The organism is Microbacterium sp. NPDC080220, assembly GCF_040686395.1.
GTDB classification, from domain to species: Bacteria; Actinomycetota; Actinomycetes; order Actinomycetales; family Microbacteriaceae; genus Microbacterium; species Microbacterium gawkjiense.
Genome location: NZ_JBFBOP010000016.1, coordinates 1 through 18,556 on the forward strand (window position 1 = coordinate 1; position 18,556 = coordinate 18,556).

The window sequence follows — 18,556 nt, forward strand, 5'->3', positions numbered from 1 at the left end:
TCTTGGTCGTTCTCACTGACCATCGCACGATGGCTCACCCCGTCGCGGTCACGACGCCGCGGGCCCGAAAGACCACCACCCCGCGGGACTCCAGGTTGGAATCCGGGTTCGCAACGCCCGAGACCTTCACACGCGCGTTCGTGCAGCGGTTCGAGATCAGTCCATCGGAGTATCGGAGGATGCTGCGCGCGTACCGCGAGCACGCGGACCTGGCGCAGCAGAGCACGACGTTTGCGGGCTTCGCAGAAGAGACGCCGCTGACACTCCGTTATGACCTCGATGCCGTCCCGGTACGGGTTGAGAGCACCCCCGAGCGGCACCTGCTCGTCCTCCGTCATCGCGGGTACAACGGCCTCGGCATCGGGCACCCATCGGTCGAGCCGTGGCAGCAGCTGAGGGCCTTCGCGATAGAGCACGGCATCGCCCACTCCTCCGACCTCCTCGTGGGCATCACCCCAGATGACCCTTACGTGGTGGACAACGAGCAGATCCGCTTCGACGCTGGCATCCCCATTGCCGCACCGATAGATCCACCCCACCCCTTCACCTACCGCCAGATGCCGGCGCAGGTGTGCGTCGCGCATCGGCACACCGGCGGTGCAGAGCAGATCGCGAAGACCTTCGCGGCTATCGGGGTGCAATGGATGCCCTCAGAAGGGTGGCGGTTGCGCTGCGCACCGCCCTTCGAGATCCATCACGTCGACCAGCGCGCGAACGACGCCGTTCGCGTCAGCTGGACAGACGCCTATGTGCCTCTTGATCACCACCCCGACCATCACCCAGGAGAAGGCCCATGATCGCTTTCGAGTTCACCGAGCACATCGACAGATCGCAACAGGAAGTGTTCGCAGTGCTGGCAGATCCCACAAGGGCGGTCGACTACGTCGACGGTGTCGTGAAGAGCGTGAAGGTGACGGATGGCCCGCTCGCTGTGGGGTCCGTCATCGAGGAGACGCGCCGAGTGAAGAGCAAGGAGGCGACGGGGCAGCTGCAGATCGTGGCTCTCGAGCCGCCCACCGCTTTTGCGGTCGCCAGCGAGGCGGAGGGCATCACCGCGACCTACGTCTACCGGCTGCACCCGGCCGGCACCGGCACGCGGATCGAGTGGACGTGCGAGCTCGCCGCCGGCGGACTGCGGCGGATGATGCTGCCCCTGGTGGCCGCGATCACAAAGAAGGAGGACGGCGACCATCTGGCCCGACTCAAGGCATACATCGAATCGCAGCGAGCAACGGAGACCGCCTCGTGATGCCTTCCGACACCAGCGTCGACGAGGCGCTGGACCGGGCAACCGGGCCACGACGCGGCGAGGTAACCGAACTCCTCGAGCTCTTCGAGCACGTTGCACAGCGCCCGCCGGTGGTGTGGGCGGAACGGATTGTCGGGTTCGGCCAATACGGCTACGCGTACGACAGCGGGCGAGAGGGTATCGCGCCTGAGATCGCCTTCGCTTCCGGGTCCAAGCACACGCTTTACCTGGTCGAGGGGTTTGCCGAGCGGTGGCCCGACCTGCTCGAGCGGCTCGGTCCACACCGCACCAGTAGCGCGTGCCTCTACCTCCCCCGATTGTCGGGGGTGGACCAAGATGCGCTGCGGGAACTACTCGATCGCTCCCTCGCCGTCATTCGAGACGTGCACGGCGACGGCAAATGAGCATGGCGTCTCTCGTCCAAGTAGCCCAGCGCGTGGTCGATCTGGAACGCGCCACAGCCTTCTATTCCGCACTGCTCGGCTCCGCCCCTGTGGCCCGATTCGATCCGCCCGGTTTGGTGTTCTTCGATCTCGACGGCGTCCGTTTGCTACTCGAGAGCGCGGCACCGTCAGCGCTGCTCTACCTCCGCGTCGATGATCTGGAGTTAGCCGTCGACCGAGCCGGCGAGGTCGAAATCGTATCCCCGGGGCGGCCGATCTTCACTCACACCAGAGATGCGCTCGGACCAGCAGGGCGAGAAGAATGGCAAGCATTCATTCGCGACCCCGAAGGAAATCTCGTAGGTCTAGTGGCGTTCAGAGATCCAGCGGAAATCAAGTACTGACGGCTTCGACGAAGCTGGCCGCAGCCGTCGTGGACAACTCAGCACAGAATCTGGCCGCACTCCGGTGGACATCTTCGGTGGGAGATCCCGGCTCTGTGGCTGGCACCGCGGACAACTCTGAGCGGTTCCTACATCAGGCCGCGTCGAGCGGCGTCCAGTCCCGCTCGTGGGCGGGGGTGTAGTCGATCAGCGCGGCCAGGCGGTCGCGTGCGGCCTGTAGCGCCTCGATCTCGGCGTCGTTGCTGTCGCCCTCGGCCGCGGCGAAAGTGTCCTCGATCAGACCGGCGATCTCCTTCTGCGCCGCCTCGTCGATGAGGGTGATGCGGGCGATCTCGCCGTCCGGGTAGCGGGCATCCAGCGCGGCTGCGTCCTGGTAGTCGAAGGCCCACTGCTCGCCGAGGATCGCGAACGCCGCGGCGATGTCGCGGCCGCGGTCGCCGGTGCTGATCGCGACGTAGCCGCGGTTCAGTCCCGTACCGACGTGCGGGTGCAGGTCGGCGTGGTCGGGGCCGAAGGTGATGTAGGTGGTCATGGCGTCCTCCCGGATCGCTTGCTAGTGAATGTGACGTTCACAGCCTACGGGTGGGGTCGGACATCGCAGCAGAGGGTCGGTCGTGGCGTGCGTGAGCGCCCCGGCAGAGGCGCGGGGCGCTCATGTCGCAGGGGTGCGGCTACGCCTTCCAGACGCCTTCCCAGCCCTCGGGGAGACGCACGCCGTGCTCGCCGTGCGCGTCGGTCTGGTGCAGGTACACGAGCACGTCGCCGGGGTCGGGGTCTGCCTCGTACTGCGGCACGGTGCGCTCGATGGTGTTGATCTGGCCGACGCTGTTGTAGCGCACGTCCATGTCGATCGCGCGCAGGTAGCCGTCCTCGACGTTGACGTGCTGATCGCAGCGCGGGCACCACAGCACGGTGCGCTCGCCGTAGTCGGTCGGCTCGTCGAGCTCGACGATGCGCAGCGCGGGGAAATCGGCTGCCTCGATGTCGTGCATGAGACTCCACAGCCGGTCGATCAGGTCGTCGGCAGGGATGCGGGGTGCGGCTGAGGCCGCGGGTTCGGTGGTGGTCATTGTGTCCTCCTGGGGACGGTGAAGGCCTGCGGCGAGCGCGGGCGGGGGATGGAACTCGAGGTGCTCCCGCCGAGGGGAGGGGCGTGTAGCCGGCTCCCCTCGGGTGGGTGGTGCTCGCCGCCGCCGGGGTAGGTGTGCACCCGGCGGCGGCGAGGGGGTCAGACGGCTTCGACCAGCCCAGGGCTGACGCGCCAGCCGTTGGCGAGCGTGTATGACTTGGGGTTGGTGCGGACGATGAGTGTCTCGACTCCGGCCAGCCCGTCACGGGTGGTGCGCGGGTTGGCGACGATGCGCACGCGGGTTCCGGGGATCAGGCTCGGCAGCGCGGCCGCGGTGGCTTGCAGGGCAGCGGCGAGTGCGTCGTCGCTGTGCCCGGTCGGCTCGACGGTGGCGGTGCGGGCGAGGGTGTACACCTTGCCGGGTTCGGTGAGGGCTGCGATCTTCGCCTTGGTGCGGGCGAAGTCGATCAGCACGTACTCGGTGCCGCGGAAGCGGAACGTGTCGCCGGGGGTGCGGGTGATGAGGGTGGTGGTGTCGGTCATGGCGTCCTCCTTGGACTCTCGACGGTGAATGTGACATTCACAGGCTACGGGTGGCCTCCGACATTGGGCGGGGCGGGCGGCGCGGTCTGCGCGCCCGCCCCGGCGTGGGTCACTGGGCGGCGATCGCCGCGGTGATCTCGGCGGTGACCCGCTCGCGCTTGGCGTCGGCATCGCGCCCCGGCTCGAAGTGACCGAACGCGGTCAGGTACGCCTCGATCTGCCCGCGCAGGTACTCGGTGTTGCTGGCGTCGGCGTTGAGGCCGATGATCGCGTAGCGCGCTGCGCTCGCCGCGGCCCGCCAGCCGCTCTGCGTGAGGCCGTGGGGGTCGCCCTCGGGGAGCGAGTAGGGCTGCTCGATCTGGCCGTCGCGCGCGGTGTACTTGGTGACGGTGCGCTCGGTGACCACGACGGCATCCAGATAGTCGGGGTCGCCCTGCCCGCCGAGGGGCACCCACACCTGGGGGTCGTCGTCCGGGTGGTCGGCGTCGATGCGAGCGAGCAGGGCGGGCATTGCGGGGTCGAGGGTGAACGGGTCGCTGAGGCTGTAGTCGTCCCAGGCCTGGCGCAGCTCGTCCGGCTCGATGGTCGTCCATCCCTCGTCGAACTCGGCGCGCAGCGGAGCGTGGAAGCGGATCGCGCGCTCGACGGCTGCGCGGATGTCGTGGACGTTGTTGATGGTCTCGGTCATGGAGTCCTCCCGGAACGATTGCTAGTGAATGTGACATTCATAGGCTACGGGTGGCCTCCGACATCGCGCGGGGACATCGCGAGTGCGTCACGGGCGAGTGCCCGCCGGGGTGACCGGCGGGCACTCGGTGACGCTCAGCGGGCGAACGCCCAATCCGGGAGCACGGCTGCCGAGCAGAGGGTCGCGACGATCTGGCTCATGCCGTGGTCGGGGTCGATCGCGAGGGCGCGGTCGGTGTAGACGGTGGCGTGAGTGGATCGGCCCAGCGCCCAGGACAGCCAGGCGGCGGCGGCGAGCAGGTTGGGGCGCTCCTGGTCGTCGGCGTAGGCGGCAAGGTGGCGCACGAGCGCGAGTCCCGCCGTCAGCCGGTCGGCGTCGGGGCGGTCGCCCTGTCCGTAGAGGGTGCGGGCGATGCTCTCGGGGACGGGTGCGCCCATGATCGAGTGGCCGATCTGCGCGGCCAGGGCACGGGTGCCGTTGCCGCGGTCGGTGGCCCACTGGATGAGGGCCACGTCACGCCACAGCGGGATGCCGATGCCGGTGAGCAGGATCGCAGCCTGGCGGGTGTCGAGGTCGGCGGGGTCACCGGTCAGGGCGTCCTCCGCGACGGCGACGAAGTCCGCGAGGGCATCGTCGTCCATCCGCGCGGCCGCGAACGCGATCCGGGCGGCACGCGCCGGGTCGGCGTCGGGGATGCTCGCCCCGGCGGTCTGGGATGCTGCGACCTTCTCGCGCAGCGCGTCCGGGGTCGCGATCTCGGCGACGGGGCGCGGTGCCTCGCCGGTCAGGTGGCTGCCGTAGCCGTCGCTGGCGACGTAGAGCACGTCCACCAGGTGCAGTCCCTGCCGGTCGGCGACATCGGCGATCTGCTGGCCGAGATCGCGGGTGCTGTCGGCGTCCTCGGCGGCGTAGATCACGGCGGCTACCCCGGTCACGCGCGGCACTCGGCAGACCAGCCCGAGGCCGGTGTGCGCGAGCGTCGCGGCATCCGCGTCGAGGTCGAGTCGCATCGCCCCGATCGTGCGCGACGCCTCGAAGGGCACGAGCACGAGCGAGTCCTGCGGGGTGAAGCCGAGCAGCGCGGGCACGAGGCCGAGGAAGTCGCGCGGGGTGCCCGCCTTGATGGTGGTCGGTGTGGTGGCCATGGTGTCCTCCCGGAACGTTGGCTAGTGAATGTGACATTTACAGGCTACGGGAGGCCTCCGACATTGGTCGATGCACGCCAGGAGCCGACTCCCGACTGGCTCGTCGAAGGAGCAACCCTCGGAGAGCTCGCCGGGAAGATCGACGTTCCCGCCCAGGCGCTGGCCGAGACGGTCGCGCGATTCAACGAGCACGCCGCCCGTGGGGAGGATCCGGACTTCCACCGCGGTGCGAGCGCGTACGACCGCTACTGGGGAGACGAACAGAACCCGTATCCCAATCCCAGCCTCGCACCGCTCGAGCAAGGCCCCTACTACGCTCTCGCCGTGGTGAACGGCTGCTTCGGCACCAGCGGAGGGATCGCCACCGACGGCCTCGGAAGGGTCCTCGACGCAGACGGCGATGCCATACGCGGCCTGTTTGCGGTCGGCAACGCCTCCGAGAACGCCTTCGCCGCCGGCTACCCCGGCGCCGGCGCCACGCTCGGTCCGATCATGACCATGGCCTACCTTCTCGGGCGTACCGCCAGCGGCGCGTCGATCGGCGACCTGAGCCTTGCCGACGGAGCCGGGGCACGATGATCCGTCACGTCGTGTTCTTCTCGTTCGCAGCGAACCATGATCCTGCCGTGCTCGAGGAGTGGCGCGACCTGCTCGATGGTCTGCTCGGAAAGATTCCCGGCCTGGTCCGACTGTCACACGGCCCCGACGTGATGCGCAGCGAACGCGCATGGGACTATGCACTCGTCGCCGACTTCCGCACCCTCGACGATGTCCGTGCCTACGCGACGCACCCCGCGCATCTGCCGCTCTTCCCTCTCTCCGGAGCGATCTCGGAGCAGATCGCCTCGGTCGACTTCGAGATCGACGAGCAGTAGAGGAAGTACCCAGGCGCCGTGAAGAGCGAGGATGGTTTCTCGATGCCCCGAGTACGTGCGGTCACCCCCACCGTGGCAGAGGAGCTCCGCGACCTGAAGGCACGCTATTTTCACTACGTCGACCTGAAGCAGTGGGACGAACTGCGCGGACTCTTCGTGGACGACTGCGTCTTCGAAGGACTGTGGGCCGCCGCGCCCGACCCCGACACGTTCGTGGAGAACCTGATGCGCAACATGACCGAAGAGGTCGTCAGCGTCCATCACGGGTTCATGCCGCAGTTTCGGCGGATCGATGACTTCTCGGCTCGCGGGCGCTGGGCCATGACCGACTATCTGACGTGGCCACGCGGGTCACGAGGGTATATGGGGATCACCGTGCCGGAACAGAGGGGGATGCGGGGATATGGCTACTACGAGGAGCTCTACCGACTCACCGAGTCCGGCTGGCGCATCGCCTTCATGCGACTGAGCCGGATCCGCATGGATCCCATCGTTGGCGACGCGCCTGCGATCGACTACCCGGTGGTTCCCGCGGTCCCCGGCTGGCTGGACTGACGCCGACCCGCGGGTGCCGCACCCTCTGGTCCGAACCGTGAGCGCCGGCTCAGGTGAGGGTGTGGAGGGGCCAGCCGGTGTATGCCTCGGCGAGGAAGCGGCGGCCGGCTTCGGACTCGACGACGGATTGGAGCTCTCCGAGCTGGCGGAGGCGGTCGAAGTCCCTTGCATCGGGGGCGACGTGAAGCATGCTGGTCATCCACCAGGAGAAGTGCTGGGCCTTCCAGATGCGGTGCAGCGCCGTCTCGGGGAAGGCCTCGACGAGGCGGCTGTCCCTCTCGAGCAGAAGCGCGCGCAGCGCGCGCTCGAGAACGAGGACGTCGGCTACGGCAAGGTTCATGCCTTTCGCGCCGGTGGGCGGCACGGTATGGGCGGCGTCGCCGATGAGTGCGAGGCGGCCGCGAAGCAGTTCGAGGGCGACGAAGCTCCGGAATCGCAGCACGTCGCGTTGGAAGACGGGGCCTTCCTTGAGCGTCGTCCCCGGCACCCGCTTCTGCAGTTCTTCCCACAGTTGCTCCTCGGTGAGGGTGCTGGGGTCGGTGCGGGGATCGCATTGGAAGTACATGCGCTGCACGGTGGTGCTTCGCTGGCTGATGAGCGCGAAGCCATCGGGGGAGTTGCTGTAGATGAGCTCGTCGGCGCTGGGCGGCGCCTCGCAGAGGATGCCGAACCAGGCGAACGGGTACTCGCGGAAGTGCCCGCCTGTGTGGGAACCGGTTACGGCCTCCCGCACGACACTGCGTGACCCGTCGGCGCCGACGACGAACTCGGCCTCGATCTCGAGAGGCGATCCGTCTGCGCCGGTGGCGATGACGCGTGGGCGGTCGGACGCGGGGTCCTCGATACGATGCGCCGTCACGCCGAAGCGCAGGTCTTGGCCACTGGAGAGCCGCGCGGCGATGAGATCCTTCAGGACTTCGTGCTGCGGGTACAGCCACACACCGCGGCCGACGAGGTCGGCGAAGTCGATGCGGTGTCCGCTGCCGGCGAAGCGGAGCTCGATGCCGTCGTGGCGGTCTCCCAGGGTGCGGGCGCGGCTGAACGCGCCGAGCGTGTCGAGCACCTCGACGGTGCCCTGTTCGAGGATGCCTGCCCGGATCGTGGTCTCGATCTCTTCACGGGAACGCTGATCGATGACGACTGACTCGAGGCCGGACGCCGCGAGCAGATGCGACAGCAGCAGTCCGGCGGGTCCAGCGCCGACGATGGCGACGCGGGTGCGGATGGTGGACATTGGGGCGTCTCCTTCGACGTGACAACGGATGCCTCGCTCAGTGTGAACCCGGTTCAGACGGTCGAACGCCGCATTCCCGTTGAACGGGAGACGCCGACTATCGGGGGGACCGCAGCGTGGCCTCGATGCCGGTCACGGCTTCTCGCAGAGCGATGATCGCCGCCGTGTGCGGCGCTTGTCGTGGTAGCACCACGGAAAGCGCGGCGACGACTTCACCTGCGTCGCGGATCGGCACGGCCACGCCGGTCGAGACGGATTCGATCGAACCTTGCGCGATCGCCACGCCATCGCGACGCACGCCAGCGAGGAGACGGCGTAGACGTCCGGGATCGGTCACCGTCTCGGGTGCGAGAGCGCGCAACGGCTGGGCGAGCACGCGTTCGCGGAGATCGGCGGGAGCGTGCGCGAGCAGGACGAGGCCCGACGAGGAGGCGTGCAGCGGTAGCCGCCCAGCGATCCGTGTGATGTTCGCACCGGCGTCGGGGTGCGAAAGGCGTTCGAGGAACAGTGCTTCGTCCTGTTCGAGAACGGCGAGTTGGGTGTGCTGGCGGATGTGCGTCTGCACGCGCTCCATATAGGGGAGCGCCGCCTGGCGCAGACGTAGCGCGGTCGACCCGCGGAGGGCCAGTTCCCACAAGCGCATTCCCAGGTGGACGCGGCGGTCCTCGTCGCGTCCGAGCAGTCCGGCGTCGACCAGCTCGTCCACGATCCGGTGCGCGGTGGACGACGGCAGCGCCGCTCGGCGCCCGATCTGACTGGCCGACTGCACCGAACGATCAGCTGTGAACGTCTCGAGGACGCGCACGATGCGGTCGATCATCGAGTCGCTGGAGGGCGAGTTCGCCATGCGCTCAGGATGACACGGCTCGCGTCGACGGTGTTGCGGCGATGGTTGGTCCCCTGCCTGACGCGACGGCGGTAGCCTCGGCTCATGGTTTCTGTTCCGGATGCTGCAACGGCTTGGGAGCCCCTCACGCCTCATGCTGTCGCTGAGCTCCTTCGGGTCGGTAGCGCCCGCTGGTGGCTGTCGGGCGGGGTGGCCCTGGAGCACTGGCTGGGCCGGACGATCCGCGAACGGCCGAACACGGACGTGAGCACCACCCAAGGCGGGCTGCCGCAGCTGGTCCGGGCGTTGCCTGCCGGTTTCACCGCCTGGGCGCCTGCGGGGGAGGACGCCGTCATCCCCTGGGCCGACGCGCCCGACGATGCCGATGTGCAGCCGGTGCGGATTCAGGACGAGCGCTCCGGCGCCTGGGTGCTTCAGGTGAACGTCGAGGATGGGACGGAACATGCCTGGCTGTACCGGCGAGACCCGCGGCTGCAGTTGCCGTGGGATCGCGCCGTGCTCGAGGTCGACGGCATTCCGACCGGTGCGCCCGAGGTGCAGCTGGTCTGGAAGGCGTTGCGGCCGCGGCCGGAGGATGACCTCGACAAGGACGTGGTGCTGCCGCAGCTCTCGGACGAGGCCCGGTCGTGGTTCGAACGGGCGATCCTCTCCGTCCACCCGCACTCGAACTGGTCGATCCACGTGCGCAGCCCTTTCGCGCCCGCGAAGGCAAGCTGGAACCGCAAGAACGGCTAGGTCGGCCGGTGGTCGTCGGCGGCCACCGCATCCAGCACCACCGATCGGAACCACGTCTGCGCGGGAGACATGCTCAGTTCGCGTCGCGTGTAGAGCGCGACCGGGGTGCTCTGGCCCGGCCACGGCAGCTCGGCGATGCGCAGACCGGGGAACCATCCGCAGAACACCTCGGCCACGTGTCGCGGCAGCAGCACGACGAGATCGGTCGCCTCGAGCACCGCGGGCACGGTGGCGTACTCCTCGACCGTCAGCGTCACCTGCGGCATGAGTCCCTGTTCGATCATCGCCTGGAGCGGGTACACGTGGCCGCCGCGGGAGGACACCCGCACGAAGCGGCGCCCGACGAACATGTCCGCGGCGGTCGGAGGCAGCGGATGGGCACGCGAGGACAGCGCCACGTACTCCACGTCGCGCACCGGTGTGCGCCACAGCCGCGGCGAGTCCAGCAACGACACCGTGATCGCCAGGTCGATGGTGCCCCGGACGAGCCCGTCTTCCACCTGATCCGCGTCCAGCCGCCGCACCTGCAGGTGAAGGTCCGGCGCCTCCTTCGCGAGCACCGGCATGATCGGCGGCAGGAAGGTCTGCTCGCCGATCGAGGTCAGCGCGAGCGAGAGCTCCCCGCCGAAGCTCGCGGGATCGAAGGCGTCGGGCGCGCTCACCACGGCATCGATGCGCGACAGTGCCTCGTGCAGCGGTCCGAACAGCTGCCGGGCACGCGGGGTCGGCACCATCTCGTTCCCCTGGCGGCGGAACAGGTCGTCGCCGAACCGCTGCCGCAACCTCCTCAGCGTGTAGCTGACCGTCGGCTGCGTGACGTGCAATCGCTCGGCGGCGGCGGTCAGACTGCGCAGCTCGTACAGCACGACGAAAGTGCGCAACTGGTTGAGATCGGTGAGCGACATCGCATTGATCCCATCTATACGGTTCGGCTCCTACATCTATTGGACCATACCCATAGAGCGAACTAGAGTCAGGGTGACAGCACCGGCACCGCTGCCGACGTGGCACGCACCACCCGGCACCGACCCGATCACAGTGACGAGGACGCACGTTGATCATCGACATCCATGGCCACTACACCACGGCCCCCGCGCAGCTGGGAGCGTGGCGCGATCTGCAGATCGCGTATGCGGAAGGCGCGGGCGAGGCGCCCGACCCGGCCGCGCTGCGGATCAGCGATGACGACATCCGCGAGACCATCGAGGCGAACCAGTTGCGGCTGATGGACGACCGCGGCAGCGATGTCACGGTGTTCAGTCCCCGTGCATCGTTCATGGCCCACCACCTCGGCGACCTCGCCGTCAGCGAGACCTGGGCGCGCATCTGCAACGACCTCGTCGCGCGGGTGTCGCAGCTGTTCCCCGACCGTTTCCTCCCGGGCGCGATGCTCCCGCAGTCGCCGGGCGTCGACCCGAAGACGACCCTCGCCGAACTCGACCGGGCGGTGAACGATCTGGGCGTCGTGACCGTCAACATCAACCCCGACCCGTCCGGCGGACTGTGGACCGCCCCGCTGCTGACGGACAAGAGCTGGTATCCGCTCTACGAGAAGCTCGTCGAGTACGAGCTGCCCGCGATGATCCACGTGAGCACCTCGTGCAAGCCGCAGTTCCACACCACCGGCGACCACTACCTGGGTGCCGACACGACGGCATTCATGCAGCTGCTCAAGGGCGACCTGTTCCGCGACTTCCCCGACCTGAAGCTCGTCATCCCGCACGGCGGCGGCGCGGTGCCCTATCACTGGGGACGCTTCCGCGGCCTGGCGATGGCGCTCGGCAAGCCCGAGCTGGAGGAGCACCTCCTGGGCAACGTGTACTTCGACACGTGCGTGTACCACCAGCCGGGCATCGACCTGCTCACCGGGGTCATCCCGACCGAGAACATCCTCTTCGCGAGCGAGATGATCGGCGCCGTCCGCGACGTCGACCCGCGCACGGGCCACTACTTCGACGACACGAAGCGATACGTGGATGCGACCGGGAACCTCACCGACGAACGACGCGGACAGGTCTTCGAAGGCAACGCCCGCCGCGTGTACCCGCGCCTGGACCGCGCCCTGCGAGCCCGCGGCCTGTGACCTCACCCTGGAGAACCCGATGACTCAGCGACTGAACGACCTCGGCATCGTCCGCACGCGCATCGAGCGGCCCGACTCCGCCGACGTCGCGCGGCTCTCGCGGTTCGGGGTCGCCACGATCCACGAGGCGATGGGCCGGGTCGGCCTGCTGCGGCCGTACATCCGCCCGGCGTACAGCGGGGCGACGCTGTGCGGCCCGGCCGTCACGGTGCTCCTGCAGCCCGGCGACAACTGGATGTTCCACGTCGCCGCCGAGCAGGTGCAGGAGGGCGACGTCATCGTCGCCGGCTGCACCACGGAGAGCGAGGACGGCTTCTTCGGCGAGCTGCTCGCCACCTCCCTCACCGCCCGGGGCTGCAAGGGCCTGGTCATCGACGGGGGCGTCCGCGACGTCGCCGACCTCGAGAAGATGGGCTTCCCGGTCTTCTCCCGCGCCATCAGCGCGAAGGGCACCGTCAAGGCGACGCTGGGCTCGGTCAACATCCCCGTGGTCGTGGCGAACGCCGTGGTGAACCCCGGCGACGTGGTGGTCGCGGATGTCGACGGCGTCGTGGTCGTCCCCCGCGAGCTCGTCGGCGCCGTCGCCGACGCCTCGCAGAAGCGCGAGGACAACGAGGAGGCCAAGCGCCAGAAGTTCCGCGAGGGCGTGCTCGGTCTCGACATCTACGGCATGCGGGAGCCGCTGGCGGCCGCGGGCCTCGAGTACGTGGAGGATTGACGATGGCTCACGCACAGGCGATCGCGCACGGCGACACCAGCGGCGGCTTCGAGAAGACGCCCGGTTGGCTGGACTGGTACGACGGCCCGACGACCCCGACGTTCCGGCTCCCCGCCGGCGCTGTCGACGCGCACTGCCACGTGTTCGGCCCCGGCGCGGAGTTCCCCTACGCCCCCGAGCGCAAGTACACGCCGTGCGACGCGTCGGCCGCGCAGCTGTTCGCGCTGCGCGACCAGCTCGGCTTCGACCGGAACGTCATCGTGCAGGCGACCTGCCACGGCGCCGACAACCGGGCGCTCGTCGACGCGCTGCGCCGCAGCAAGGGGCGTGCCCGCGGGGTCGCGACGGTTCGTCGCGACGTGACCGACGAGGAGCTCGCCGAGCTGCACGAGGCCGGTGTGCGCGGCGTGCGGTTCAACTTCGTCAAACGCCTCGTCGACCGGGTGCCGACCGACTCGCTCGACGCGATCGTGGAGAAGATCGCCCCCCTCGGGTGGCATGTCGTCATCTACTTCGAGGCCGAGGACCTTCCCGACCTCTACGACTTCTTCTCGGCGATCCCGACGGACGTCGTGGTCGACCACATGGGGCGTCCGGATGTGACGAAGGACCCGGAGGGTCCGGAGTTCGAGCTGTTCCTGCGCTTCATGCGCGAGAACCCCAACGTGTGGACGAAGGTGTCGTGCCCCGAGCGGCTCAGCGCCACCGGTCCGCGCGCGCTGAATGGCGAGCAGCACGCCTATACGGATGTCGTGCCGTTCGCCCGTCGCGTGGTCGAGGAGTTCCCCGATCGCGTGCTGTGGGGCACCGACTGGCCCCACCCCAACCTCAAGGACCACATGCCTGACGACGGGCTGCTGGTCGACTACATCCCACAGATCGCGACGACCCCCGAACTGCAGCAGAGGCTGCTCGTCGACAACCCGTCGCGGCTGTACTGGCCCGAAGGAGAATGACCATGGCACTCGACAAGCCGTACAAGGACATCCCCGGCACGACCATCTTCGATGCCGAGCAGGCCCGCAAGGGCTACCACCTCAACCAGTTCTCGATGTCTCTCATGAAGCCCGAGAACCGCGAGCGCTACCTCGCCGACCGCGAGGCGTACCTCGACGAATGGCCCCTCACCCCGGTGCAGCGTCAGGCGGTGCTCGATCTCGACCTGAACACCTGCATCGCCGAGGGCGGCAACATCTACTTCCTGAGCAAGATCGGCGCCACGCACGGTCTGAGCTTCCAGCAGATGGCCGGCTCGATGACCGGGATGTCGGAGGCGGCGTACCGCGACATGATGGTCGGAGGTGGCCGACGTCCCGAGGGCGTGCGCCTGAAGGATCTCGACGGGTGGACCCCGCCCTCGAACGAGAAGTCCGAGGTGATGCGCCCGGACGCCCCCGCGAAGTTCACGTCGGCGCTGTTCACGTCGCACGTGCCGGCGATCGGCGCCGCGATGGACCTGGGCAAGACCGAGGAGCCGTACTGGAAGAAGGTCTTCGACGGGTACCAGTGGACCCGGAAGTGGGCCAAGGAGAACACGCCCGACGTCATCATCCTGGTGTACAACGACCACGCCACGGCGTTCGACTCGAACATCATCCCGACCTTCGTCCTGGGCACGGGCGCGCACTATCCCGTCGCCGACGAGGGTTACGGCCCGCGCCCGGTGCCCGACGTGAAGGGGTATCCCGAGCTCGCCGCGCACATCGCCCAGTCGGTCATCCAGGACGATTTCGACCTCACCCTCGTCAACGAGATGGTCGTCGACCACGGCCTGACCGTGCCGCTGTCGCTGGTGTTCGGCGACGTCGAGGAGTGGCCGTGCCGGGTCATCCCGCTTCCGGTGAACGTCGTGCAGTACCCGGTTCCGTCCGGGCGTCGGTGCTACGAGTTGGGCAAGGCGATCCGTCGCGCGCTGGACAAGTGGGACGGTCCCGAGCTCAACGTGCAGATCTGGGGCACCGGGGGGATGAGCCACCAGCTGCAGGGCCCGCGCGCGGGACTGATCAACGAGGAGTGGGACAACGCGTTCCTCGACCACCTGATCGCCGACCCGCTGGGCCTCACCGAATGGTCGCACATGGAGTACGTCGACGAGGCCGGATCCGAGGGCATCGAGCTGGTGGACTGGCTCATCGCCCGTGGGGCGATGGACGACCAGTTCGGCGGCGGGGCGCCCGAGGTGAACCACCGGTTCTACCACGTCCCGGCGTCCAACACCGCCGTCGGCCACCTGGTCGTCACCAACCCCGTCGCGCCGCGGCCCGTCGAGTCCGAGAGTGTGAGCCTCCCCCTGGAGGAAGTCCACGCATGAGTGACAAGGTTCGCGTCGCCGTCGTCGGCGCCGCCGGCGCCTTCGGCATGAAGCACCTCGACGGCCTCGCGAACATCCCCGACGCCGAGGTGACCGTCGTCAGCGGCACCAGGCCCGAGCCCACGGAGTCGGTGGCCGAGAAGTACGGCGTGCCGAATGCCGTGCTCGGTCTCGACGCCGTGCTCGAGCGAGACGACGTCGACGCGGTGATCCTCGCGACGCCGACGCAGCAGCACGCGGATCAGACGCAGGCGGTGCTCGCCGCGGGCAAGCACGTGCAGGTCGAGATCCCGCTCGCCGATTCGCTGGCGGATGCCGAGGCCACCCTGGCCGCGGCATCCGCCTCCGACCGGGTCGCCATGGTCGGGCACACGCGGCGGTTCAACCCGTCGCATCAGCTGGTGCACAACCGGATCGCGGCCGGCGAGTTCGCGGTGCAGCAGATGGACGTGCAGACGTACTTCTTCCGCCGCACGAACACGAACGCGAAAGGCGAGGCGCGGTCGTGGACCGACCATCTGCTGTGGCACCATGCGGCACACACGGTCGACCTGTTCGCCTACCAGGCGGGTCGGATCGTGCAGGCCAACGCCATCCAGGGCCCGATCCACCCCGACCTCGGCATCGCGATGGACATGTCGATCCAGCTCAAGAGCGAGACCGGCGCGATCTGCACGCTGTCGCTGTCGTTCAACAACAACGGACCGTTCGGCACGTTCTTCCGCTACATCGGCGACACCGAGACCTACATCGCGCGCTACGACGACCTCTACAACGGTCGTGACGAGCAGATCGACGTCTCGCAGGTCGCCGTCAGCCTCAACGGCATCGAGCTGCAGGACCGGGAGTTCGTCGGCGCGATCCGCGAGGGCCGCGAGCCGAACTCGTCGATCCGCCAGGTCATCGACTGCTACCGCGTGCTCGGCGCGCTCGAGGAGCAGCTCGCGTGAGGCTTCCCCGCATGGGGCTCGGGTGCATGTCCCTCAGCCATGCCTACGGCACCCCTCCGTCTCTCGAGGACGGAGTGGCGCTCGTGCGTTCCGCGCTCGACGACGGCGTCCAGCTGCTCGACACCGCCACGCTGTACGGCGGCGGCCGCAACGAGGAGCTCGTCGGGCGCGCGATCGCGGGGCGTCGGGACGAGGTCGTGCTGGCCAGCAAGGGCGGCATGGCGCTCGTCGACGGCGTGAAGGTCATCGACGGGCGCCCCGAGACGCTGCGCGCACAGGTCGACGCCTCGCTGCGGCGGCTCGGCGTCGAACACATCGATCTCTACTACCTGCACCGGTGGGACAAGAAGGTGCCGATCGCCGAGAGCGTCGGGGCGCTGGCCGAGATGGTGGCGGCGGGAAAGATCGGCGCCATCGGGCTGTCGGAGGTGTCGGTGGACCGTCTCCGGGAGGCGCTCGCGGCGGCGCCCATCGCCGCGGTGCAGAACGAGTACTCGCTCTGGAGTCGCAATCCCGAGCTCGGCATCCTCGACGCCACCCGTGACGCCGGGGTGGCGCTGGTCGCGTTCTCACCGGTCGGACGCGGGTACCTCGCCGACTCCATCACCGACCCGGAGCAGTTGCCGCCGAAGGACATCCGCCGCGCGATGCCGCGCTTCCAGCCGGAGCACTGGGCCGCCAACGCCGCGTTGCTGCCCGCGTGGCGAGCCCTCGCCGCCGAGGCCGGCCGCACGCCGGCACAGCTGGCCTTGGCGTGGCTGCTCTCCCGCGGCGATCACGTCGTGCCGATCCCCGGGAGCACGGATGCGCACCACGTGCGCGAGAACCAGCGCTCTCTCGGCACGGTCGTCGATCCCGCGGTGCTCGTGCGCGCGGGCGAGCTGATCGACACCGCCACGGTGTCGGGGCCGCGCTACAACGCCACCGGGACGAGCGAGGTCGACGCCGAGTCGTTCGAGGCGGCCGTGTGAGAGCCATCTCCTCCATGGCGACGCGTCAGGTCCTCGCCGACCTGGCCACGGCGGCAGCGGACAGGGGGTTGCCCCTCGTCGAGATCGAGTCCGTCGGCGGAGTGGACGCCGCCCAGCGCGTGGCCGGGGGTGAGCAGCTCGATCTGGTGTTCCTCGCCGCCGACGCTCTGGACCGGCTCTCCGGAGACGGCCACGTGGACGCGGCGACGGTCACACCGCTCATGCTCTCGCGCGTCGCGGTCGCGGTTCCCTCGGGCACGCCCTCGCCCGCCGCCCGCCCCGACACGGCGGCGTTCGCGGACGCCCGCGGGGTCCGCGAGGCCCTGCGCGCCGCCGCTCGCATCGGCTACTCCACCGGCCCGAGCGGCACGGCGCTCGTCCGCACGATCGACGACTGGGGCCTCACCGGCCAGGTGGGCGATCGTCTCGTGCAGGCGCGACCCGGCATCCCGGTCGCCCGGCTGCTCGCCGACGGCCAGGTCGACCTCGGCTTCCAGCAGCTCAGCGAGCTCGTCGGTCAACCCGGGGTGCGCATCCTCGGTGTCCTGCCTTCGGACTGCGCCATCGAGACCGTGTTCTCGGGCGCCGTCGCGACCACCTCATCCGACCCGCGACGAGCCCGCGACGTCCTGGCGTTCTTCGCGTCCGATTCGACGGCATCCATCAAGACAGAGCACGCCTTCAGCCCGCCTGCACGACGGGACTGACCGGGATTCGGCGCCGCTTCGCCCGGTGTGCCGGATGGCTCACGCGGCCGTCAGGCGTCCGGCGTCTGCTCGGGGCCGAACCGGGCGGTGAACTCGTCGACGTCGAGAACGTTGCGTCCGAGCCGGCCGGACACCTGGTTGTAGGTGCCGGTGATCTCGAGGTCGCGGGCGCTGCGGAGCGTGCCGACGTAGCGGGGCTGCCAGCCGGTCTGCGCCAGCAGCGGGCGGACCTGCGCGGATGTCTCCGCCGAGTCGGCCAGGTACGGCAGGACCGCCTTCGGGCTCGCCTCGGCGATCGCGGAGCTCGCGACCGCGGCGGTGGCGAGGTTCGAGAACGCCTTCACGTGTCCCACGTTCGCCGGAAGGAGCGACGCCAGGTACTGCCCCGCAGACCCTTCCACGGGTCGCCGCAGCTGCACGCCCGTGGGCGTGACGTCCAGCGGGTTGGCGACGTCGATCAGGATCTTGCCGTCCAGGAGGTCCCCGAGTGCAGAGACCACCGCCTGCTGCGGGGCGCCCCAGAGGGTGGTGAGGGCAAGGAACGGGGATGCCTGGGCGGCTTCCTCCAGGGATGTCGCTATGTCGATGCGGGCATTCCGCGCGATCGGTCGGAGTCGCCGGGCGGCGGCCTCAGCCTTCGCCGGCTTGTAGTGGAACAGGCTGATGTTCACGCCGTGGGAGGCGAACAGGCCTGCGATCGCTGTGCCGTGCCGACCGGGGCCGATCAGCGTCAGCGTCGGCGTCTGCGTCGTGGACATCTGGTCACGCCTCCTGGGGCAGGTGCGGGTTGTCGGAGAGGTCCACGACGGTCTTGCCGACGGCGTGGTGCGTGTCGAGGATCCGATGGATCTCGACGATCTCGCTGAGCGGGAGACTCGTGACCGGCATACGTACCGACACCAGCCACCCCGAGACCGCCAGCCAGAGGCACGCACACCGCACCCAACCGGAGGGCCGCGCAGCGGCCCGACCCCGCGCGCAGCGCCCGGCCTGCCGGGCGCCCGTCCCTGCGAGCGCAGCGAGCGGGGCACTCGGGAAATCGGAAGAGCGTCGTGAGGGAAAGAGGGGCATAGAGATCGTGTAGATCTC

25 protein-coding genes are annotated in these 18,556 nt (G+C 69.1%); 15 read left to right on the forward strand and 10 right to left on the reverse strand.

Translation table 11 applies throughout. The annotated features are described in order from the left end of the window. From AB0P29_RS15780 to AB0P29_RS15795, 4 genes are all read left to right on the forward strand, one after another. Positions 1-797, forward strand: a 797-nt coding sequence (locus tag AB0P29_RS15780) for a GyrI-like domain-containing protein (protein ID WP_363381135.1), incomplete at its 5' end; no start/stop codon positions are given. After that, the gene (locus tag AB0P29_RS15785; RefSeq protein ID WP_054687628.1) at positions 794-1,249 is read left to right on the forward strand and encodes an SRPBCC family protein; all 456 of its coding nucleotides are present in this window, start codon (positions 794-796) and stop codon (positions 1,247-1,249) included. The genes AB0P29_RS15780 and AB0P29_RS15785, both read left to right, overlap by 4 nt. After that, positions 1,249-1,653, forward strand: coding sequence for a DUF1801 domain-containing protein (locus AB0P29_RS15790; protein ID WP_062637438.1), 405 nt, complete (start codon positions 1,249-1,251; stop codon positions 1,651-1,653). Before AB0P29_RS15785 ends, AB0P29_RS15790 begins: the two co-directional genes overlap by 1 nt. Positions 1,654-1,655: 2 nt before the next feature. Beyond that, positions 1,656-2,036, forward strand: coding sequence for a VOC family protein (locus AB0P29_RS15795; protein ID WP_085603663.1), 381 nt, complete (start codon positions 1,656-1,658; stop codon positions 2,034-2,036). Positions 2,037-2,169: 133 nt separating this feature from the next. Here AB0P29_RS15795 and AB0P29_RS15800 read toward each other — a convergent pair whose 3' ends face one another. From AB0P29_RS15800 to AB0P29_RS15820, 5 genes are all read right to left on the reverse strand, one after another. Then, positions 2,170-2,568, reverse strand: coding sequence for a hypothetical protein (locus AB0P29_RS15800; RefSeq protein ID WP_062637441.1), 399 nt, complete (start codon positions 2,566-2,568; stop codon positions 2,170-2,172). Between the two features lie 139 nt (positions 2,569-2,707). After that, positions 2,708-3,106, reverse strand: a complete 399-nt coding sequence (locus AB0P29_RS15805; RefSeq protein WP_062637442.1) for a hypothetical protein — start codon at positions 3,104-3,106, stop codon at positions 2,708-2,710. Positions 3,107-3,264: 158 nt separating this feature from the next. Further along, entirely contained in the window at positions 3,265-3,648 is a 384-nt protein-coding gene (locus tag AB0P29_RS15810; RefSeq protein ID WP_005052841.1) for a hypothetical protein, read from the reverse strand. 109 nt (positions 3,649-3,757) lie between these two features. Next, positions 3,758-4,336, reverse strand: coding sequence for a hypothetical protein (locus AB0P29_RS15815; protein WP_005052196.1), 579 nt, complete (start codon positions 4,334-4,336; stop codon positions 3,758-3,760). A gap of 134 nt (positions 4,337-4,470) precedes the next feature. After that, positions 4,471-5,481 carry a DUF4192 family protein gene (locus tag AB0P29_RS15820; protein WP_062637444.1) on the reverse strand — a complete coding sequence of 337 codons (1,011 nt, stop codon included), beginning with the start codon at positions 5,479-5,481 and terminating at the stop codon, positions 4,471-4,473. 63 nt (positions 5,482-5,544) lie between these two features. On the opposite strand from AB0P29_RS15820, the gene AB0P29_RS15825 reads away from it, so the two are divergent. From AB0P29_RS15825 to AB0P29_RS15835, 3 genes are read left to right on the forward strand one after another with little or no spacing between them, the layout of a single operon-like run. Further along, complete coding sequence (locus AB0P29_RS15825) at positions 5,545-6,060, forward strand: FAD-binding protein (protein ID WP_005052190.1); 516 nt, start codon at positions 5,545-5,547, stop codon at positions 6,058-6,060. Beyond that, positions 6,057-6,356, forward strand: a complete 300-nt coding sequence (locus tag AB0P29_RS15830; RefSeq protein WP_005052188.1) for a Dabb family protein — start codon at positions 6,057-6,059, stop codon at positions 6,354-6,356. The genes AB0P29_RS15825 and AB0P29_RS15830 overlap by 4 nt, the downstream gene beginning before the upstream one ends. Positions 6,357-6,398: 42 nt before the next feature. Further along, entirely contained in the window at positions 6,399-6,911 is a 513-nt protein-coding gene (locus tag AB0P29_RS15835) for a nuclear transport factor 2 family protein (protein WP_005052185.1), read from the forward strand. A 49-nt stretch (positions 6,912-6,960) separates the two neighbouring features. Here AB0P29_RS15835 and AB0P29_RS15840 read toward each other — a convergent pair whose 3' ends face one another. Together AB0P29_RS15840 and AB0P29_RS15845 are read right to left on the reverse strand one after the other, a co-directional pair. Next, positions 6,961-8,145 (reverse strand): 4-hydroxybenzoate 3-monooxygenase, encoded by a 1,185-nt coding sequence (locus AB0P29_RS15840; RefSeq protein ID WP_005052183.1) that lies wholly within the window; start codon positions 8,143-8,145, stop codon positions 6,961-6,963. 97 nt (positions 8,146-8,242) lie between these two features. Beyond that, on the reverse strand, positions 8,243-8,965 hold the full coding sequence (locus AB0P29_RS15845) for an IclR family transcriptional regulator (protein ID WP_251448508.1): 723 nt from the start codon (positions 8,963-8,965) through the stop codon (positions 8,243-8,245). Positions 8,966-9,076: 111 nt separating this feature from the next. On the opposite strand from AB0P29_RS15845, the gene AB0P29_RS15850 reads away from it, so the two are divergent. Next, entirely contained in the window at positions 9,077-9,727 is a 651-nt protein-coding gene (locus AB0P29_RS15850; protein ID WP_005052177.1) for a hypothetical protein, read from the forward strand. Here AB0P29_RS15850 and AB0P29_RS15855 read toward each other — a convergent pair. Beyond that, positions 9,724-10,632: a LysR family transcriptional regulator gene (locus AB0P29_RS15855; RefSeq protein ID WP_005052175.1), complete on the reverse strand. Its 909-nt coding sequence runs from the start codon at positions 10,630-10,632 to the stop codon at positions 9,724-9,726. The two genes, AB0P29_RS15850 and AB0P29_RS15855, sit on opposite strands and share 4 nt — an antisense overlap. 149 nt (positions 10,633-10,781) lie before the next feature. On the opposite strand from AB0P29_RS15855, the gene AB0P29_RS15860 reads away from it, so the two are divergent. From AB0P29_RS15860 to AB0P29_RS15890, 7 genes are read left to right on the forward strand one after another with little or no spacing between them, the layout of a single operon-like run. Further along, complete coding sequence (locus AB0P29_RS15860) at positions 10,782-11,810, forward strand: amidohydrolase family protein (RefSeq protein ID WP_005052173.1); 1,029 nt, start codon at positions 10,782-10,784, stop codon at positions 11,808-11,810. A 19-nt stretch (positions 11,811-11,829) separates the two neighbouring features. Next, positions 11,830-12,528, forward strand: coding sequence for a 4-carboxy-4-hydroxy-2-oxoadipate aldolase/oxaloacetate decarboxylase (gene ligK, locus AB0P29_RS15865; protein WP_005052171.1), 699 nt, complete (start codon positions 11,830-11,832; stop codon positions 12,526-12,528). 2 nt (positions 12,529-12,530) lie between these two features. Then, positions 12,531-13,484, forward strand: coding sequence for an amidohydrolase family protein (locus AB0P29_RS15870; protein WP_005052167.1), 954 nt, complete (start codon positions 12,531-12,533; stop codon positions 13,482-13,484). A 2-nt stretch (positions 13,485-13,486) separates the two neighbouring features. Next, positions 13,487-14,839, forward strand: a complete 1,353-nt coding sequence (locus tag AB0P29_RS15875; protein WP_005052165.1) for a protocatechuate 4,5-dioxygenase subunit alpha/beta — start codon at positions 13,487-13,489, stop codon at positions 14,837-14,839. After that, entirely contained in the window at positions 14,836-15,789 is a 954-nt protein-coding gene (locus tag AB0P29_RS15880; RefSeq protein ID WP_005052163.1) for a Gfo/Idh/MocA family oxidoreductase, read from the forward strand. Before AB0P29_RS15875 ends, AB0P29_RS15880 begins: the two co-directional genes overlap by 4 nt. An 11-nt stretch (positions 15,790-15,800) precedes the next feature. Beyond that, a complete protein-coding gene (locus tag AB0P29_RS15885; RefSeq protein WP_052323122.1) occupies positions 15,801-16,760 on the forward strand; it encodes an aldo/keto reductase in 960 nt (319 codons plus the stop codon). Beyond that, the gene (locus AB0P29_RS15890) at positions 16,757-17,467 is read left to right on the forward strand and encodes a substrate-binding domain-containing protein (protein ID WP_005052156.1); all 711 of its coding nucleotides are present in this window, start codon (positions 16,757-16,759) and stop codon (positions 17,465-17,467) included. Before AB0P29_RS15885 ends, AB0P29_RS15890 begins: the two co-directional genes overlap by 4 nt. Before the next feature lie 50 nt (positions 17,468-17,517). Here the strand turns inward: AB0P29_RS15890 and AB0P29_RS15895 are convergent, their stop codons facing one another. Then, positions 17,518-18,225: an NAD(P)-binding domain-containing protein gene (locus AB0P29_RS15895; protein WP_005052154.1), complete on the reverse strand. Its 708-nt coding sequence runs from the start codon at positions 18,223-18,225 to the stop codon at positions 17,518-17,520. Positions 18,226-18,229: 4 nt separating this feature from the next. Further along, positions 18,230-18,367: a hypothetical protein gene (locus AB0P29_RS15900; protein WP_363381146.1), complete on the reverse strand. Its 138-nt coding sequence runs from the start codon at positions 18,365-18,367 to the stop codon at positions 18,230-18,232. Positions 18,368-18,556 lie beyond the last annotated feature (189 nt).

Coding starts and splice junctions, on each gene's coding strand:
- AB0P29_RS15785 (WP_054687628.1), top strand. CDS start 794: ATGATCGCTTTCGAGTTCACCGAGCACATCGACAGATCGCAACAGGAA.
- AB0P29_RS15840 (WP_005052183.1), bottom strand. CDS start 8,145: ATGTCCACCATCCGCACCCGCGTCGCCATCGTCGGCGCTGGACCCGCC.
- AB0P29_RS15895 (WP_005052154.1), bottom strand. CDS start 18,225: ATGTCCACGACGCAGACGCCGACGCTGACGCTGATCGGCCCCGGTCGG.
- AB0P29_RS15880 (WP_005052163.1), top strand. CDS start 14,836: ATGAGTGACAAGGTTCGCGTCGCCGTCGTCGGCGCCGCCGGCGCCTTC.
- AB0P29_RS15885 (WP_052323122.1), top strand. CDS start 15,801: ATGGGGCTCGGGTGCATGTCCCTCAGCCATGCCTACGGCACCCCTCCG.
- AB0P29_RS15850 (WP_005052177.1), top strand. CDS start 9,077: ATGGTTTCTGTTCCGGATGCTGCAACGGCTTGGGAGCCCCTCACGCCT.
- AB0P29_RS15815 (WP_005052196.1), bottom strand. CDS start 4,336: ATGACCGAGACCATCAACAACGTCCACGACATCCGCGCAGCCGTCGAG.
- AB0P29_RS15875 (WP_005052165.1), top strand. CDS start 13,487: ATGGCACTCGACAAGCCGTACAAGGACATCCCCGGCACGACCATCTTC.
- AB0P29_RS15790 (WP_062637438.1), top strand. CDS start 1,249: ATGCCTTCCGACACCAGCGTCGACGAGGCGCTGGACCGGGCAACCGGG.
- AB0P29_RS15870 (WP_005052167.1), top strand. CDS start 12,531: ATGGCTCACGCACAGGCGATCGCGCACGGCGACACCAGCGGCGGCTTC.
- AB0P29_RS15795 (WP_085603663.1), top strand. CDS start 1,656: ATGGCGTCTCTCGTCCAAGTAGCCCAGCGCGTGGTCGATCTGGAACGC.
- AB0P29_RS15810 (WP_005052841.1), bottom strand. CDS start 3,648: ATGACCGACACCACCACCCTCATCACCCGCACCCCCGGCGACACGTTC.
- ligK (WP_005052171.1), top strand. CDS start 11,830: ATGACTCAGCGACTGAACGACCTCGGCATCGTCCGCACGCGCATCGAG.
- AB0P29_RS15855 (WP_005052175.1), bottom strand. CDS start 10,632: ATGTCGCTCACCGATCTCAACCAGTTGCGCACTTTCGTCGTGCTGTAC.
- AB0P29_RS15845 (WP_251448508.1), bottom strand. CDS start 8,965: ATGATCGACCGCATCGTGCGCGTCCTCGAGACGTTCACAGCTGATCGT.
- AB0P29_RS15805 (WP_062637442.1), bottom strand. CDS start 3,106: ATGACCACCACCGAACCCGCGGCCTCAGCCGCACCCCGCATCCCTGCC.
- AB0P29_RS15800 (WP_062637441.1), bottom strand. CDS start 2,568: ATGACCACCTACATCACCTTCGGCCCCGACCACGCCGACCTGCACCCG.
- AB0P29_RS15835 (WP_005052185.1), top strand. CDS start 6,399: ATGCCCCGAGTACGTGCGGTCACCCCCACCGTGGCAGAGGAGCTCCGC.
- AB0P29_RS15820 (WP_062637444.1), bottom strand. CDS start 5,481: ATGGCCACCACACCGACCACCATCAAGGCGGGCACCCCGCGCGACTTC.
- AB0P29_RS15830 (WP_005052188.1), top strand. CDS start 6,057: ATGATCCGTCACGTCGTGTTCTTCTCGTTCGCAGCGAACCATGATCCT.